Below are 16131 nucleotides of genomic sequence, written 5' to 3'. Positions count from 1 at the left end.
CCCGCCGACTGCCGACCACAGGCCCGCCGGCCGCCCGGTCACCCGGATTCTCTGCTCTGTACTCACACTGTCCGCCAGGTCGAACCCGACCTCGCTTCGTGGAAGGACACCCCCGATGAGGGTGCTGCTGCTGGGCGCCGACGGCTTCATCGGCCGCCGGGTCACCGATCGTCTGCTCGTGGACCAGGAGTTGCAGGTGACGGTGCTCGGCCGGCGTGACTCGGCCGACATCCGCTTCGACCTGACCACCGGAAGCCCGGGCGCGCTGGCCCGGTTCCTGGACGCGGTCGCGCCCCAGGTGGTGATCAACTGCGCGGGCGCGACGTACGGCAGCTCGCGCACCCTGATCCGGGCCAACACGCTGGCCGTGGCCACCGTCTGCGAGGCGATCCGGCGCAGCCGCGAGCCCGCGCGGCTGGTGCACGTCGGTTCGGCGGCCGAGTACGGCCCGGTGCCGGGCGGCGTGCCGGTGTCGGAGGCCGCCGAGCCCCGCCCGGTCGGCCCGTACGGGGTGTCCAAGCTGGCCGGTACGGAACTGGTGCTGGCCTCCGGGCTGGATGCGGCGGTGCTGCGGGTGTTCGACGTGGTGGGCCCGGGGGCGCCGACCGCCTCGCTGTTCGGGCGGCTCGCCGAGGGGCTGCGCCGGGCGCTGGAGCGGGACGAGCCGCAGGTGCGGATGCCGGACCTGTCCGGATACCGGGATTTCGTGGACGTCCGGGACGTCGCCCGGGCGATCCGGGCGGCGGCCGTGTCGGCGGCCACCGGCGTGATCAACATCGGCAGCGGGCACGCCGTCCGGGCCCGCGAGGCGGCCCAGCTGCTGGTCCGGGCGTCCGGGTTCGAGGGGGCGATCGTGGAGGAGAACCGGCAGGTCGTGCTGCCCGCGCAGGCGGCCGGGTCGGCCGACCACCTGGTCCCGCACCCGGGTCAGCACCACCTGCCGGGGCACCGCCCGGCGGAGCCGCGGCCGGCCGAGGCGCGGATGGCGCCGGGGGAGCCGGTGCCGTGGCGGCAGGCGGACGTGCGGACCGCCCGCGACCGTCTCGGCTGGCGGACACAGGTGCCGTTGGAGGAGTCGCTCGGGGACGTCTGGCTGGAGACGGCGTGCCGGGTCTGACCGCCGCCGGGCGCGGGCGGCGCGGCCCGGCCGGGGGTGCGGGGGCCCGGTGGCGGCGGGCCTCCGGTGCCCCTGACCTGCGGCCGGACGGCGGTGGGCGCGGGCGTCCGCACGGTTCCACCATCCGGCGCCGGCCGTCTCGCCTGTCGGACAGGCTGTCTCGGAATACCGGGGCGGCATGACACTGTTGGCGTAGCAGAGCCACCTCAGGGTGGCGGAGCGCAAGCCACAAGAGGTTGGCCCCGGCCACCTGAACCGACGACCATCGGAGTCCCCGTGTCGCTGCCACCCCTGGTCGAGCCGGCCGCCGAGCTCACCGTCGACGAGGTCCGCAGGTACTCCCGCCACCTGATCATCCCCGACGTGGGCATGGCCGGGCAGAAGCGGCTGAAGAACGCCAAGGTGCTGTGCGTGGGCGCCGGTGGCCTGGGCTCTCCCGCGCTGATGTACCTGGCCGCGGCGGGCGTGGGCACGCTCGGCATCGTCGAGTTCGACGTGGTGGACGAGTCCAACCTCCAGCGGCAGATCATCCACGGCCAGTCGGACATCGGCCGCTCCAAGGCCGAGTCGGCGCGGGACTCCGTCAAGGAGATCAACCCCTACGTCGACGTGATCCTCCACGAGGACCGCCTCGACAACTCCAACGTCATGGAGATCTTCTCCGGCTACGACCTGATCGTGGACGGCACCGACAACTTCGCCACCCGCTACCTGGTGAACGACGCGGCGGTGCTGCTCGGCAAGCCGTACGTGTGGGGCTCGATCTACCGCTTCGACGGCCAGGCCAGCGTGTTCTGGGCCGAGCACGGTCCGTGCTACCGCTGCCTCTACCCGGAGGCCCCGCCGCCGGGCATGGTCCCGTCCTGCGCCGAGGGCGGCGTGCTGGGCGTGCTCTGCGCGTCCATCGGCTCGATCCAGGTCACCGAGGCGATCAAGCTGCTGGCCGGCGTCGGCGAGCCGCTGGTCGGCCGGCTGATGATCTACGACGCCCTGGAGATGAACTACCGCCAGGTGAAGGTCCGCAAGGACCCGAACTGCGCGCTCTGCGGCGAGAACCCGACGGTCACCGAGCTGATCGACTACGAGGCCTTCTGCGGCGTCGTGTCGGAGGAGGCGCAGGCCGCCGCCGCCGGTTCGACCATCACCTCGAAGCAGCTCAAGGAGTGGCAGGACGACAAGGAGGACATCTTCCTGGTCGACGTCCGCGAGCCCGGCGAGTACGAGATCGTCAACATCCCCGGCGCGGTGCTGATCCCGAAGAACGAGTTCCTGATGGGCAACGCCCTGGAGTCGCTGCCGCAGGACAAGAAGATCGTGCTGCACTGCAAGTCGGGCGTGCGCTCGGCCGAGGTGCTGGCCGTGGTGAAGTCGGCCGGCTTCGCCAACGCCGTCCACCTGGGCGGCGGCGTGCTCGGCTGGATCAACCAGATCGAGCCGCACAAGCCGGTCTACTAGGAACCACCGCCGCACCGGTACGGCAGAAGGACCGGTACGGCAGCGGACCGGTACAGCAGGAAGGGCCCGCTCCGGCGGGCCCTTTCGCGTACTGCCGCGCCTACAGCGCGCCCTTGCGCTGGAGCACGTTGTAGGAGATCCAGCCGGGCAGCACCGGCAGCCAGAAGGTGAGCGCCCGGTAGAGGAAGACCGCCGGGGTGGCGATGGCCGGCGGCACGTCGGCGACGGTGAGGGCACCGATCAGGGCGACCTCGACCGGGCCGATGCCGCCGGGGGTGGGGATGGCCGAGCCGGCCGCGTTGGCGGTCAGGAAGACCACCGCCACCGCCGAGAAGCTGATCGAGCCGCCGAAGGCCTGCACCGAGGCGTCCAGGCAGGCGGTGAAGGAGAGCGTCAGCAGCAGGATGCCGCCGAATCCGGTGACCAGCTTGCTGGGCGTCTGCATCAGGTCGAGCATCCGCGGCACCACGCCGAAGAACAGCGAGCGCAGCCGGTTCAGCACGAACCGCCGCAGCGGGGCGACGGCCGCCACCACCAGGGCGAGCACGGCGGCGGTCAGCACGCCGATGATCACCGCGCGGGAGGCGGAGAGGTCCCCGTTGTTCTGGCTGCCGGTGATCAGGCCGAAGCTGAACAGCAGCAGCAGGTGCCCGGCCAGGCCGGCCAGCTGGGAGGCGCCGACCGACGCGACCGCCTGTCCGGACCGGATGCCGGCCTTCTGCAGGTAGCGGGTGTTCAGCGCGATGCCGCCGATCGCGGCCGGCGCGACCAGCTTGACGAAGGACCCGGCCAGCTGGGCGGCGACGGTGCGCCGGAACGGCAGCTTCTCGGGGACGAAGCCGGTCAGGCTCATCGAGGCGGCGACGTAGCTGAACGCGGCCGCCGCCAGGGCCACCGCGGCCCAGGCCCAGTTCATCTGGGAGAGCTTGAGCTGGGCCGGCTTGATGGTGGTCAGCGCCAGGTAGGCGGCGAAGGTGAGCGCGATCACCATGATCAGGCTCTTCGGCTTGAGCCGCTCCAGCTTGGCCGGCTCCATCGGCGCCTCGGGCGCGATCTGGAGGATCTGGCCGCGGATCCGGCTGAGCAGGTCCTCGCCGGCGACCGCGATGTCCTCCTCGGCCTGCTGCTGGGTGCGCTCGCCGGCGGCGACCTGCTCCAGCGCCCGGGCCTGGGCGGCGGCCTTCCGCTCCTTGGTGAGCTTCCGCAGGTCGACGCGGGTCGAGCGGCTCATCCCGACCGGCTGGAGCAGCGGCAGCGCCTGGGCGACCCGGTCGGCGCCGAGCACGGCGTTGGCGGTGGAGACGGCCCGCTCCGGGCCGATCCGCAGCGCGAAGGTGGTGACCAGCTGGGCGACGTCGATGCGCAGCGTCAGGTCGGTGGCGGCGATGTCACCGCCGGAGAGGTTGACCAGGCAGGCCGTCTTCTCGTCGACGACCAGCAGCGACTCGCCGGTGAGCCGGCGGTGCGCGATCCGGCGTTCGTGCAGGGCGGCGACGGACTCCCAGAGCGAGGCCATCACCTGGTCGGTGACCTCCTCGTCGGCGAGCTCGTCCAGGGTGCGGCCCTCGACGTTCTCGTAGACCAGGATCGCGGCGTCCGGGCCCAGCTCGGAGGTGGCCACCAGCTGGGGGGCGCGGGCGCCCGAGGCGGCGGCCGCGTAGGCGATCAGCGCCTCCTGCTCCAGCGCCTGGCGCAGCGACTGCGGGCTGCGGCGGACGGCCACCGAGCGCAGCCGCAGCCGCCGCCAGGCCCGGTAGAAGAAGCCGGAGGCCTGCTGCTCGCGGTCGACGATGTGGACGTCCAGCGGCGGGCCGCTCTGCTGGGCGACGAAGTAGCGGCGGGTGCCGCCGGGCGCGTCCGGGGCGCGGTGGGCGCTGGCCGGGGTGAAGCCGACCTTGCGCAGGCCGATCATCAGGTGCTGGCCGGTGGGCCGGATGTTCGGCGAGCCGATCGCGTACAGCGTGCCGTAGGCGACGGACCAGCCGATCAGGACGGTGAGCAGCAGCGAGAGCGGGGTGGTGTAGCCGCCGAGCAGCTCGGTGATCCCGCTGAAGATCACCACCACCCAGAGGGCGACCCGCCAGCGGGGCCGGCTCGACATGCCGACCGCGGTCATGTAGGCGATCACCGGCGCGAGGTAGCCGTGCACCGGGTCGGTCAGGGTGCTGCTGCTGTCCAGCGGGAAGCGGGTGAGGGCGTCGCGGATGTGGTCGGACGCGCCCTCGGCGACCCACCAGTCGATGCCCAGCGAGACGCCGTAGGCGAGTACCGAGGCGAGTACGCCGTCGGCGACCCGCAGGCCGTCGCGTTTGATCAGCCGTTCGACCGCGAAGGCGAGCGGGACGGCGAGCACGGCGACGCTGGAGACCAGGCCGGTGATGGTGGAGAGCACCGGGGAGAAGCGCGGCGCGTTGGACGCGATGTCTATCTCGATGCCGGTGGTGGTCGAGGTCGCCACCCCGGCGAGGATGAACACGGCGACGATGCCGAGCACGCCGGCCACGAAGCGGATCAGGTCGGACGGGCGGTGCGCGCGGGCGGCGAGCAGCGGCTCGTCGACGTCCAGGTGCGGGGTGTCGTCGTGGCCGTCGGCCTCGTCGGACTTGTCCGGCCCGTCGGGCTCGTCCGGCCCGGCGGAGGACGCGGGGTCCGCCGGGGGCGCCGGAGGTCCGGGCGGCGCGGGCTGCTGGGCCGGGACGCCGGCGGCCGGCGGCGCCGGCTCGGGCCGGGGCTCGGGTGCGGTGGGCTGTGGGGTCTTGATCGTCCCGTCCTTGATCAGGGAGACTTCCGGGGACGGCTCGGCGGCAGGCCCGCCGCCCGGACCTGCGCGCATGGCGTCGGCGGACTCGTCGGAGTCCTCGTGCGCGCCCACGTCAGCCGTCCCGGTCATCTGGTCTTGTCCTCGTATCACCACTCACCGCCCCGAAGATGGTGGCATGCCGCGGCGCCCCGTGCTGGACAGGGGCCGGATCGGGCGCGGCGGATCGTTCGTACGGGACCCCGCGGCTTCCCCCATGAGGAAGAATGCCGCAGGTGACGGACGCTGACGACGACGGCGACCGCGGCGCCCTGCCGCCCTTCGCCGAACTGGTGCTCGACCTGACCGAGCGGATTCCACCCGGCAGGGTGATGACCTACGGGGACGTTGCCGAGTACCTCGGCCAGGGCGGCCCCCGGCAGGTCGGCCGGGTGATGGCGCTCTACGGCGCCGCCGTGCCCTGGTGGCGGGTGATCCGCGCGGACGGCCGGTTCCTGCCCGGCCACGAGCACCGGGCCCTCGCCCACTACGGCGAGGAGGGCACCCCGCTGCGGGAACTCGCCGACCCGCCCCGGGTCGACCTCAAGCGGGCCCGCTGGGACGGCCGGCCGGCGGGGGATTGAGCCGAACCGGATGCGCGGACGGGAATGACGGGGCAGGATCGTAGGCTCGATACGGACGGGCCCCCGGGTGGGGCCCGCCTTCCGTGGCCCGCAGCACAACCCCCAGGACATCCGTGAGCTCCCCCTACCGTCTGGTGCGCAGCCCCCTCGCCCAGCCCGCCCCGCCCGTGCTGGACGAGTACCAGCGCGCCGTGGCCGAGCACGCCGGCGGCCCGCTGCTGGTGCTCGCCGGGCCCGGGACGGGCAAGACCACGACGCTGGTGGAGGCGGTCGCCCGGCGGATCGAGCGCGGCACCGACCCCGAGCGGATCCTCGTCCTCACCTTCAGCCGCAAGGCCGCGATGGAGCTGCGCGACCGGATGTCCGCCCGGCTCGGCGCCTCCGCCACGGCCCGCGCCGCCGCCCCGCAGGCCACCACCTTCCACTCCTTCAGCTACGCCCTGCTCCGCGCCCACCAGGACCCGCAGGAGTACGCCGAGCCGCTGCGGCTGCTCTCCGGCCCGGAACAGGACGTGATGGTCCGCGAGCTGCTGGCCGGCGGCGCCGAGGACGCCCGGGCCGGCGGCGGCCGGATCTCCTGGCCGCTCGACCTGCGCGCCTGCCTGACCACCCGCGGCTTCGCCGACGAGGTCCGCGCCGTGCTCGCCCGCAGCCGCGAGCTGGGCCTCGGCGAGGCCGAGCTGGCCCGCTTCGCCGAGGGCGTCCAGCGCCCCGACTGGGCCGCCGCCGCGCACTTCCTCGCCGACTACCTGGACGTGCTCGACCTGCGCGGCGTCCTCGACTACGCCGAGCTCGTCCACCGCGCCGTCCTGCTCGCCGAACGCCCCGAGGTCGGCGAGGAGCTGCGGCAGCGGTACGACGTGGTCTTCGTCGACGAGTACCAGGACACCGACCCCTCCCAGGTCCGGCTGTTGCGCCGGCTGGCCGGCGGCGGTCGGGAGCTGATCGCGGTCGGCGACCCGGACCAGTCGATCTACGCGTTCCGCGGGGCCGACATCAACGGCATCCTGGAGTTCCCGCAGACCTTCCGGCAGGCCGACGGCAGCCCCGCCGAGGTCAGGGTGCTCCGCGTCTCCCGCCGCTCCGGCGCCGTCCTGCTCGCCGCCTCCCGGGAGCTCGCCCGGCGGATGCCGATGGGCCGGCTGCCCGCCGACAAGCTCGCCCAGCACCGCGCCCTGCTGCCCTCCCGCGAGGGCGGCCGGGTCGAGGTGTACACCTACCCCACGCCCGGCACCGAGCTCGACTCGATCGCCGACCTGCTGCGCCGCGCCCACTTGGAGGACGGCGTGCCGTGGGGCGAGATGGCCGTGCTGGTCCGGGCCGGCGCCCGGTCCATCCCGGGCGTGCGGCGGGCGCTCGGCGCGGCCGGCGTCCCGCTGGAGATCGACGGCGACGACCTGCCGCTGCGCGAGGAGCCGGCCGTCGCCCAGCTGCTGCTCGCCCTGCGGGTCTGCGCCGAGCAGGCCGCCCGCGACCGGCACGGCCACGCCGGGAGCCCGGACGCCGGGACCCCCGACCCGCTCACCACCGAACTGGCCCACACCCTGCTCACCGGCCCGCTCGGCGGCATGGACGGCTCCGACCTGCGCCGCCTCGGCCGCGCCCTGCGCGAGGAGGAGCGCGCCGTCCTGCGCGCCGACGGCCGGCCCGCCGCAGTGCCGCGCCCGGCCGGGGAGCTGATCCGCGAGGCCCTCGGCGAACCCGAGCGGCTGATCGCCCTCGACCCCTCCTACGCCCGGCGCGCCCGCGACCTCGGCACCCTGCTGCGCAAGGTCCGCGAGCGGCTGGCCGGCGGCTGCACCGCCGAGGACGCGCTCTGGGAGCTCTGGGACGGCAGCCGCCGCTGGCGCGAGCGCCTGGAGCGGGCCGCCCTGCGCGGCGGCGCGGCCGGCCGCAACGCCGACCGGGACCTCGACGCGCTCTGCGCCCTGTTCGAGACCGCCGCCCGCGCCGAGGAGCAGGTCACCGGCCACCGCAGCGCCCTCGACCTGCTCGCCGAGCTGGAGGCCCAGGACATCGCCGCCGACACCCTCACCGTGCGGGCCGTCCGCCCCGAGGCCGTCCGGCTGATGACCGCGCACCGCTCCAAGGGCCTGGAATGGCGCCTGGTCGTGGTCGCCGGCGTCCAGGAGGGCCTCTGGCCGGACCTACGCCGCCGCGGCTCGCTGCTGGAGGCCGACCGGATCGGCCGCGACGGCCTCGCCGAGCCGCTCTCCCCGGCCGCCCTGCTCGGCGAGGAACGCCGCCTCTTCTACGTCGCCGCCACCCGGGCCAGGGAGCGGCTGGTCGTCACCGCGGTCAAGGCACCCGCCGAGGACGGCGACGAGCCCTCGCGTTTCCTGCGCGAGCTCTACCGGGAGGACGTCGACCCCAGGACCGGCCGGGTCGTCCGCCGCACCCCGCCCGCGACCGTCGAGGACGTCACCCACCGGCCGCGCCGCCCGCTCTCCGTCCCGGCGCTGGTCGCCGAGCTGCGCGCGGTCACCGTCGACCCGGCCCGCTCGCCCGAGCTGCGCCGCGCCGCCGCGGAACGGCTCGCCACCCTGGCGCTGGCCGCCGACGAGGACGGCCTGCCGCTGGTGCCGGCCGCCCACCCGGACCGCTGGTGGGGCCTGGACGACGCCACCGCCGCGCCCGAGCCGCTGCGCAGCGCCGACCTGCCGGTCCGGCTCTCCGGCAGCGGCCTGGAACAGCTGGAGAACTGCTCGCTGCAGTGGTTCCTGGACAAGGAGGTCAAGGCGCGCAGCTCCTCCTCCGCCGCGCAGGGCTTCGGCAACGTGGTGCACGCCCTCGCCGACGAGGTCGGCTCCGGGCGCACCCCCGCCGACCTCGCCGTCCTGATGGAGCGGCTGGACACGGTCTGGGACGCGCTGGCCTTCGACGCGCCCTGGAAGTCCCGGCAGGAGAAGACCGAGGCGCGGGCCGCCCTGGAGCGCTTCCTCAACTGGCACGTGCTGGAGCGCGGCCGGGACGTCGTCGCCACCGAGCACGGCTTCGACGTCACCCTGGACGCCGGCGGTGTCCGGGTGCGGATCCGCGGCTCGATGGACCGGGTCGAGAAGGACGAGGCCGGGCGCGCCTACGTGGTCGACTTCAAGACCGGCAAGGAGGCGCCGACCGACAAGTCGCTGCCCGACCACAAGCAGCTCGCCGTCTACCAGCTCGCCGTCCGCGCGGGCGCGCTCAACGAGCTGCCCGGCTTCGACGGCCGCGCCCCCGAGTCCGGCGGTGCCGAGCTGGTGCAGCTGCGCAAGCCGGACAAGGCGGTGCCGGAGTCACCCAAGGTGCAGCGGCAGGACCCGCCCGAGGGCGAGCCGTGGATCGAGAACCTGCTCGCCGACGCGGCCGGGCGGGTGCTCGCCGAGCGCTTCGTGCCGCAGACCGGCGGCGGCTGCGACCGCTGCTCGTTCCGGCGCAGCTGCTCCGCCCAGCGCGACGGCGCCCAGCTGGTGGAGTAGCGAGGCGGAGTGGCGAGGGCCGGAGTGGCGAGGGTGGAGTAGCGAGGGTCACCCCGGCCGGGCGTCCGGAGTGTCGGTGCGCCCCGTTAACGTTGCGGGGTGACCGCCGTGCTCGACCGCCCCGACCAGCTCAAGGAACTGCTCGGCATCCCGTTCAACCGGGAGCAGATGGCGGCCATCGGCGCCCCGCTGGAACCGGCCGTGATCGTGGCCGGGGCCGGCTCCGGCAAGACCACCGTGATGGCCGCCCGGGTGGTCTGGCTGGTCGGCTCCGGTGCGGTCCGGCCCGAGGAGGTGCTCGGCCTCACCTTCACCAACAAGGCGGCCGCCGAGCTGTCCGAGCGGGTCCGCTCGGCCCTGCAGCGGGCCGGAATCGCGGAGCCGGACGAGGAGCCGCTCGGCGAACCGGAGATCTCCACCTACCACGCCTTCGCCGGCCGGCTGCTCAAGGAGCACGGCCTGCGGATCGGCATCGAGCCGGACGTCCGGCTGCTCGCCGACGCCACCCGGTTCCAGCTCGCCGCCAAGGTGCTGCGCACCGCCCGCGGCCCCTTCCCGGCCCTCACCGGCACCTTCGCCAACCTGGTCGCCGACCTGATCGCGCTGGACGGCGAACTCGCCGAGCACCTGGTCGGGCCGGAGGCGCTGCGGTCCTTCGACGAGGAGCTGCTCGACACCCTCGCCACCGTCAGGCTCACCAACGACGACCTGCGCGCCGTCCCCGGCACCGCCCGGGCCCGGCTGGAGCTGCTCCGTCTGGTCGAGGAGTACCGGCGCCGCAAGGCCGCGGCCGGGCTGATGGACTTCGGCGACCAGATAGCCGCCGCCGCCCGGCTCGCCCAGCAGCGCCCCGAGGTCGGCGAGCTGCTGCGCGGCCGGTACCGGGTGGTGCTGCTGGACGAGTACCAGGACACCTCGGTCGCCCAGCGGCTGATGCTGGCCGGCCTCTTCGGCGCCGGTCCGGACGGGCACGGCGGCGGCCACCCGGTCACCGCGGTCGGCGACCCCTGCCAGGCGATCTACGGCTGGCGCGGCGCCTCGGTGGCCAACCTGGACGAGTTCCCCCGGCACTTCCCGCGGGCGGGCGGCGACCCCGCCACCCGGTACGCGCTGAGCGAGAACCGCCGCAGCGGCGGCCGGCTGCTCGCCTTCGCCAACGGGCTGGCCGCGCCGCTGCGCGCGATGCACGAGGGTGTCGAGGCGCTGCGCCCGGCCCCCGGCGCCGAACAGGACGGCTACGTCCGGACCGCGCTGCTGCCCACCCACGCCGAGGAGATCGACTGGCTGGCCGACTCGGTCGCCCACCTGGTGCGCACCGGCACCGCCCCGGGCCGGATCGCCGTGCTCTGCCGGGGCGGCGCGGCCTTCCCCGACATCCACGCGGCGCTGGTCGCCCGGGAGGTGCCGGTCGAGGTGGTCGGCCTCGGCGGGCTGCTCCAACTCCCCGAGGTCGCCGACCTGGTGGCGGTCTGCGAGGTGCTCCAGGACCCGACCGCCAACGCCGCACTGGTCCGGCTGCTGATCGGCCCGCGCTGGCGGATCGGCCCGCGTGACCTGGCCCTGCTGGGCCGTCGCGCCGCCGACCTGGTCCGCACCGCCCGGCCCGAGGGTGTCGAGGCCCTGGCCGCCGCCGTCGCCGAGACCGACCCGACCGAGGTGGTCTCGCTCGCCGACGCGCTGGAGACCTTCCTCACCGCCCCGGCAGAGGAGGAGCGGCCGCAGGCCGACGACCTGCCGTTCTCCGCCGAGGCGAGGCTGCGCTTCGCCCGGCTCGCCCGGGAGCTGCGCGAGCTGCGCCGCTCGCTCGCCGACCCGCTGATGGACGTGCTGCACCGGGTGCTCGCCGTCACCGGGTTGGAGGTCGAACTCGCCGCCTCCCCGCACGCGCTGGCCGCCCGCCGGCGGGAGACCCTGCACGCCTTCCTGGACGTCGCGGCCGGCTTCGCCGACCTGGACGGCGACCCGGGCCTGCCGGCCTTCCTCGGCTTCCTGCGCGCCGCCCAGGAGTACGAGCGCGGCCTGGACAGCAGCCTGCCCGGCGGCGAGGACACCGTGAAGGTGCTCACGGCGCACAAGTCCAAGGGCCTGGAGTGGGACGTCGTCGCCGTTCCCGGGCTGGTCAAGGGCGCGTTCCCGTCCTCGACCGCGCGGGAGCGCTGGACCAGCACCAAGCGGGTGCTCCCGCACGCCCTGCGCGGCGACGCGGCCACCCTGCCCGACGTCCGCGGTGGCTGGACGGCCAAGTCCATGGCCGCGTTCAAGGCCGAGCTGGCCGGGCACTCCGGCACCGAGGAACTGCGGCTCGGCTACGTCGCCTTCACCCGGCCGCGCTCGCTGCTGCTCGCCTCCGGGCACTGGTGGGGGCCGAGCCAGAAGACCCCGCGCGGCCCGTCCGCCTTCCTGGAGCAGCTGCGGGAGCACTGCGAGCAGCCCGGGGCGGGCGAGGTCGAGCACTGGGCCCTGCCGCCGGAGAAGGGCGACGCCAACCCGGCGCTGGCCGCCCCCGTCGAACGGCCCTGGCCGCTGCCGCTGGACCGGGCCGCCCAGCACGCCCGCCGCCGGGTCGCCGAGGTGGTGTACCGGCGGCTCGCCGGGCAGCCCGCCCCCGAACCGGAGCCGATGGCCGCCGAGGACCGTCGCCAGGTCGAGTCCTGGGACCGCGATCTCACCGCGCTGCTGGGCGAGTTGGAGCGCTCCCGGCGCAACGTGCGGGAGGTGCCGCTGCCCGCCGCGCTCTCCGCCACCCAACTGCTGCGGCTGGCCGCCGATCCGGACGGCTTCGCGCACGACCTGGCCCGTCCGATGCCCCGTCCGCCGCAGCCGGCCGCCCGCCGGGGCACCCGGTTCCACGCCTGGGTGCAGTCCCGGATCGAGCCGCTGCTGCTGATCGAGCCGGGCGCCCTGCCCGGCGCGGACGACGACGGCATCGAGGACGAGCAGGACCTGGAGCGGCTCAAGGAGGCGTTCCTGCGCACCCCCTACGCGGACCGGGAGCCGTACCGGGTCGAGGCGCCGTTCCAGTTGGTGCTGGGGGGCCGGGTGGTGCGCGGCCGGATCGACGCGGTCTACCGCGAGGGTGACGGCCGGTCAGGATCCGGCGGCGCGTCACGCTACGAAGTGGTGGACTGGAAGACGCACCGCGAGGAGACCGCCGACCCGCTCCAGCTCGCGGTGTACCGGGTCGCCTGGGCCGAACAGGCGGGCGTTCCGCTGGAGCAGGTCACGGCGTCGTTCCTGTACGTCCGCAGCGGTCGGATCGAACAACCCGCAGGACTTCCCGGCCGAAAAGAGTTGGAACGGCTCCTGATCGGGAACAGTGAAGAATGAGTCACGGAGAGCATTCAAGTCATCACGGCATCGGGCGAAACCTGTGCGTCGTGCACGTTTCGCGCCTATTGTGGGGTCGGTAACCGGTCAACCCCCGTACTCCGGCCGCCAGCGAGGCCCGCATTCCCCAACCCTCAGTCATCACCGCAGGTGCCCACGGGCATCGGCGTCTTCTGCTGGAGAGACCGAAGTTGAGCGCGACCGGATGGATCAGAGAGCGGTTCGCCGGGCCGACCCCGGGGGCCGCTCCGGGCGCGACCGGCACCTGGCCGAGGACGGCGCTGTCGCTGCCGTTCATCGGCATGGCGCTGGTCGTCGTCCTCGACTACTTCACTGACGCCGCGGTGACCGTCGAACCGGCGCTCACCGCCGTCCCCGCGCTGGCCGCCGTGGTCAGCCGCCGAACCTGGTACCCGCTCGCGATCGGCCTCCTCACCGAGGCCTTCGCCTTCCTGATGGCCTTCCACAACGACGTGCTCGGCGAGTCCGTGCACAGCGCCACCGTCTTCGCCATCGTGCTGGTCGCCGCGATCGGGTGGGTCAGCGCCACCCTGCGGCTGCGTCAGGAGAGGGCGCTCGCCGACGCCCAGCTGGTCGCCTCGATCGCCCGCCGGGTGCTGCTGCGGCCGGTCCCCGAGCGGGTCGGCAGCGTCCGGGCCGCCGTGCACTACGAGGCGGCCGCCGCCCACGCCCGGATCGGCGGCGACCTCTACGAGGTGGTCAACACCCGGCACGGCGTCCGGGCCGTGGTCGGGGACGTCCGCGGCAAGGGGCTGGGCGCGGTGGAGACCGCGGCCGCCGTGCTCGGCGCCTTCCGCGAGGCCGCCCACCAGGAGCCCGCGCTGGACCGGGTGGCCGGCTGGCTCGCCGTCAGCCTCGACCGGGCCCTGCACGAGAACGACCACCCCGGCGTGGAGGAGGAGTTCGTCACGCTCGTGCTGATCGGGGTCCGGCCCGACGGCACCGCGGAGATCGTCAACTGCGGCCACCCCTCGCCGTTGCTGCTGCGCAGCGGCGAGCCGGTCCGGCCGCTGGAGCTCGCCGAGGCGGTGCCGCCGCTCGGCGTCCTCGACCCGGCCGACGTCCTTCCGCCGGTGCACGAGGTCCCGCTGCGCGGCGGGGACCGGGTGCTGCTGTTCACCGACGGCGTCATCGAGGCCCGCGACCGGGCCGGCACCTTCTACCCGCTCGCCGAACGGCTGCCGCACTGCGCGGACGGCCGCCCGGCCGAGGTCCTGCAACGCCTGCACGAGGACGTCGTCCGCCACGTCGGCCGCCAGCTCGGCGACGACGCGGCCATGCTGCTGCTCCAGTACGACCCTCCCCCAGCCTCCGGCCGGGGGGACCCCCATGCCGCCGGGCCCCACGTCCCGCACCAGAACGGGGTGCTGACCAGGCACTGAGCAGTCAGAGCGAGACCTGCACCACCAGCGGGCGGTGGTCCGAGACCGCCGCCCGCGGCGCGTCCGCCGGGCCGACGGCGGACCGCGGCACGCCCACCGCCAGCACGTGGTCGAACTGCACGGCCGGCCGGTGTGAGGGATAGGTGGGGGTGCGCGCCAGGTCGTACCAGCCCTGGAGCCGTGCCCGCGGCTCCCGCACCCGCCGCCGGCGCTGGGCCGGCAGGGCCGGCCTCGCCCGCCGGGCCGTCCGCAGTTCGCGCACCCGCTCCCGGGGCGCGGTTCGGTCCAGCGCGGTCGCCCCGCCCAGTACCGTCCGGGGCACCGCGCCGATCAGGTTGAAGTCCCCCAGGACGAGGTACGGCTGCGGCAGGTCGGCGATCCACCGCCGGATCCCGGCCAGCTGCGCCATGTTCCAGCCCGGCACGAAGGACAGGTGCGCCGCCACCACCGTGAACGGCCCGCGCTCGCCCTCCAGGACCGCCGCCAGCGCGGCCCGCGGCTCGTCCGGGACGGGGGTGAGCCCGCGCCGCCCGGCCACCCGCAGCGGCAGTCCGAACGGCGCCGGGGCGAACCGGCGGGCCCGCCAGTGCCGTACCGGCAGGCGGGTGAGCAGCGCGGTGCCGTACGCGGGCGGGGCCTCGTCGCCGACCTCGCCCGGCCCGTACACCCGGATCCCGGCGGGCGCGGACGCGTCCGGGACCCAGCCCGCCACCGGCGCGGGCCGGCCGTGCAGCGCGGCCGCGAACCGCCAGTCCGCGGCGCCCATCGCCTTGGCGGCGACCGCCGCCTGGTCGGTGCCGCCGGAACGGGGCTGGTACCGGTCCACCTCCTGGACCGCCAGGACGTCGGCGTCCAGCGCGGCCACCGCCTCGGCCAGCGGCTCGCCGGCGTCGTCCGGGTAGGGCCGCGGGGTGCCGTCCGGCGCGAGCGGCTGACCGTGCAACAGGTTGAAGGTGGCGATGCGCAACTGGCTCACACCGCACGACGGTACCCGCTCGCCGGGGGGCGCCGCTTGACCCGTCGGGCATACCGGGTATACATACTCGGTATGTCCATCCGTCACGGCCTGCTCGCCCTGCTCGACCAGGGCCCGCGCTACGGCTACCAGCTGAGAACCGAGTTCGAGGCGCGCACCGGCGCCACCTGGCCGCTCAACGTCGGCCAGGTCTACACCACGCTGTCCCGGCTGGAACGTGACGGCCTGGTCGAGTCCGCGGGGGAGGACGCGGAGGGCCACCAGTTCTACGCGGCCACCGAGGCCGGCCGTGCCGAGCTGCGCGCCTGGTTCGACACCCCGGTGCCCCGGACCAACCCGCCGCGCGACGAGCTGGCGATCAAGCTGGCCATGGCGGTGACCGTCCCGGGGGTGGACGTGCCCGCCGTCGTCCAGGGCCAGCGCCGGCACAGCATCAAGGCGCTCCAGGACTACACCCGGCTCAAGGGCCGGGCGCTCGCCGGAGAGTCCCGGCCCGGCGGCTCCGGCCAGCCGGCCGAACCCGGCGCCGACCTCGCCTGGCTGCTCGTCCTCGAACAGCTGATCTTCCAGACCGAGGCCGAGATCCGCTGGCTCGACCACTGCGAGACCAGGCTCGCCCAGCAGGCCGAGATCGAGCAGGCGCGGGCCGCCGAGGCGCGCAAGGCCGAGCCCGCGCCCCGGTCCGGCCCCGCCGCCCGGCTCGGCCGCCGCCGGACCAAGGCCTAGGACGTGCCCGGCACGCGCTAGCGCCGTCCGACCTCACGAACCACCGGCCCGGGCGGAGACCCCGACCCGGGCCACTAAACAGCAGGGGGAAGTGTGTCCCACACCGATCCGTCCGGGAGCGCCGTCCGACCGGTGCTGCACCTGGACCACGTCACCCGGGTCCACGGCCAGGGCGCCGGCGAGGTCCAGGCGCTGCGCGGGGTCGACCTGAAGGTCCACCCCGGCGAGTTCGTCGCCGTGATGGGCCCGTCCGGCTCCGGCAAGTCCACCCTGCTGACCCTCGCGGGC

Annotated in this window: 10 protein-coding genes; 8 read left to right on the top strand and 2 right to left on the bottom strand. The window is 74.9% G+C overall.

Annotation, left to right across the window (positions count from 1 at the left end; all coding sequences use genetic code 11):
- The first annotated feature begins 115 nt into the window (after positions 1-115).
- Positions 116-1117 (top strand): NAD-dependent epimerase/dehydratase family protein, encoded by a 1002-nt coding sequence (locus ABZ885_RS01695; RefSeq protein ID WP_360182029.1) that lies wholly within the window; start codon positions 116-118, stop codon positions 1115-1117.
- Between the two features lie 276 nt (positions 1118-1393).
- On the top strand, positions 1394-2572 hold the full coding sequence (gene moeZ / locus ABZ885_RS01690; RefSeq protein WP_360182026.1) for an adenylyltransferase/sulfurtransferase MoeZ: 1179 nt from the start codon (positions 1394-1396) through the stop codon (positions 2570-2572).
- Between the two features lie 100 nt (positions 2573-2672).
- Here moeZ and ABZ885_RS01685 read toward each other — a convergent pair whose 3' ends face one another.
- Positions 2673-5462, bottom strand: a complete 2790-nt coding sequence (locus ABZ885_RS01685) for a lysylphosphatidylglycerol synthase transmembrane domain-containing protein (RefSeq protein WP_360182023.1) — start codon at positions 5460-5462, stop codon at positions 2673-2675.
- Between the two features lie 134 nt (positions 5463-5596).
- Here ABZ885_RS01685 and ABZ885_RS01680 point away from each other — a divergent pair, with 134 nt between their 5' ends.
- The 4 genes from ABZ885_RS01680 (at position 5597) to ABZ885_RS01665 (ending at position 14141) form a co-directional block, all read left to right on the top strand.
- Positions 5597-5953, top strand: a complete 357-nt coding sequence (locus ABZ885_RS01680) for an MGMT family protein (RefSeq protein WP_360182020.1) — start codon at positions 5597-5599, stop codon at positions 5951-5953.
- Between the two features lie 113 nt (positions 5954-6066).
- Complete coding sequence (locus ABZ885_RS01675; RefSeq protein WP_360182017.1) at positions 6067-9411, top strand: ATP-dependent DNA helicase; 3345 nt, start codon at positions 6067-6069, stop codon at positions 9409-9411.
- A 99-nt stretch (positions 9412-9510) separates the two neighbouring features.
- Positions 9511-12738: an ATP-dependent DNA helicase gene (locus tag ABZ885_RS01670; protein ID WP_360182014.1), complete on the top strand. Its 3228-nt coding sequence runs from the start codon at positions 9511-9513 to the stop codon at positions 12736-12738.
- A 191-nt stretch (positions 12739-12929) separates the two neighbouring features.
- On the top strand, positions 12930-14141 hold the full coding sequence (locus tag ABZ885_RS01665; RefSeq protein WP_360182011.1) for a PP2C family protein-serine/threonine phosphatase: 1212 nt from the start codon (positions 12930-12932) through the stop codon (positions 14139-14141).
- A gap of 4 nt (positions 14142-14145) precedes the next feature.
- On the opposite strand, the gene ABZ885_RS01660 is transcribed toward ABZ885_RS01665, so the two are convergent.
- Positions 14146-15117, bottom strand: coding sequence for an endonuclease/exonuclease/phosphatase family protein (locus ABZ885_RS01660; protein ID WP_360182008.1), 972 nt, complete (start codon positions 15115-15117; stop codon positions 14146-14148).
- Positions 15118-15189: 72 nt separating this feature from the next.
- Here ABZ885_RS01660 and ABZ885_RS01655 point away from each other — a divergent pair, with 72 nt between their 5' ends.
- Both ABZ885_RS01655 and ABZ885_RS01650 read left to right on the top strand, forming a co-directional pair.
- On the top strand, positions 15190-15843 hold the full coding sequence (locus ABZ885_RS01655) for a PadR family transcriptional regulator (protein ID WP_360182005.1): 654 nt from the start codon (positions 15190-15192) through the stop codon (positions 15841-15843).
- 93 nt (positions 15844-15936) lie between these two features.
- Positions 15937-16131, top strand: a 195-nt coding sequence (locus ABZ885_RS01650; RefSeq protein WP_360182002.1) for an ATP-binding cassette domain-containing protein, incomplete at its 3' end; no start/stop codon positions are given.

The organism is Kitasatospora sp. NPDC047058, assembly GCF_040643935.1.
Taxonomy (GTDB): Bacteria; Actinomycetota; Actinomycetes; order Streptomycetales; family Streptomycetaceae; genus Kitasatospora.
Note: the sequence above shows the minus strand (reverse complement) of the source record. Positions and strands in the feature narration are given on the sequence as shown.

Excerpts from the sequence above, each read along its gene's own strand:
- ABZ885_RS01695 (WP_360182029.1), top strand. The coding sequence starts at position 116 with ATGAGGGTGCTGCTGCTGGGCGCCGACGGCTTCATCGGCCGCCGGGTC.
- ABZ885_RS01685 (WP_360182023.1), bottom strand. The coding sequence starts at position 5,462 with ATGACCGGGACGGCTGACGTGGGCGCGCACGAGGACTCCGACGAGTCC.
- ABZ885_RS01680 (WP_360182020.1), top strand. The coding sequence starts at position 5,597 with ATGCCGCAGGTGACGGACGCTGACGACGACGGCGACCGCGGCGCCCTG.
- ABZ885_RS01655 (WP_360182005.1), top strand. The coding sequence starts at position 15,190 with ATGTCCATCCGTCACGGCCTGCTCGCCCTGCTCGACCAGGGCCCGCGC.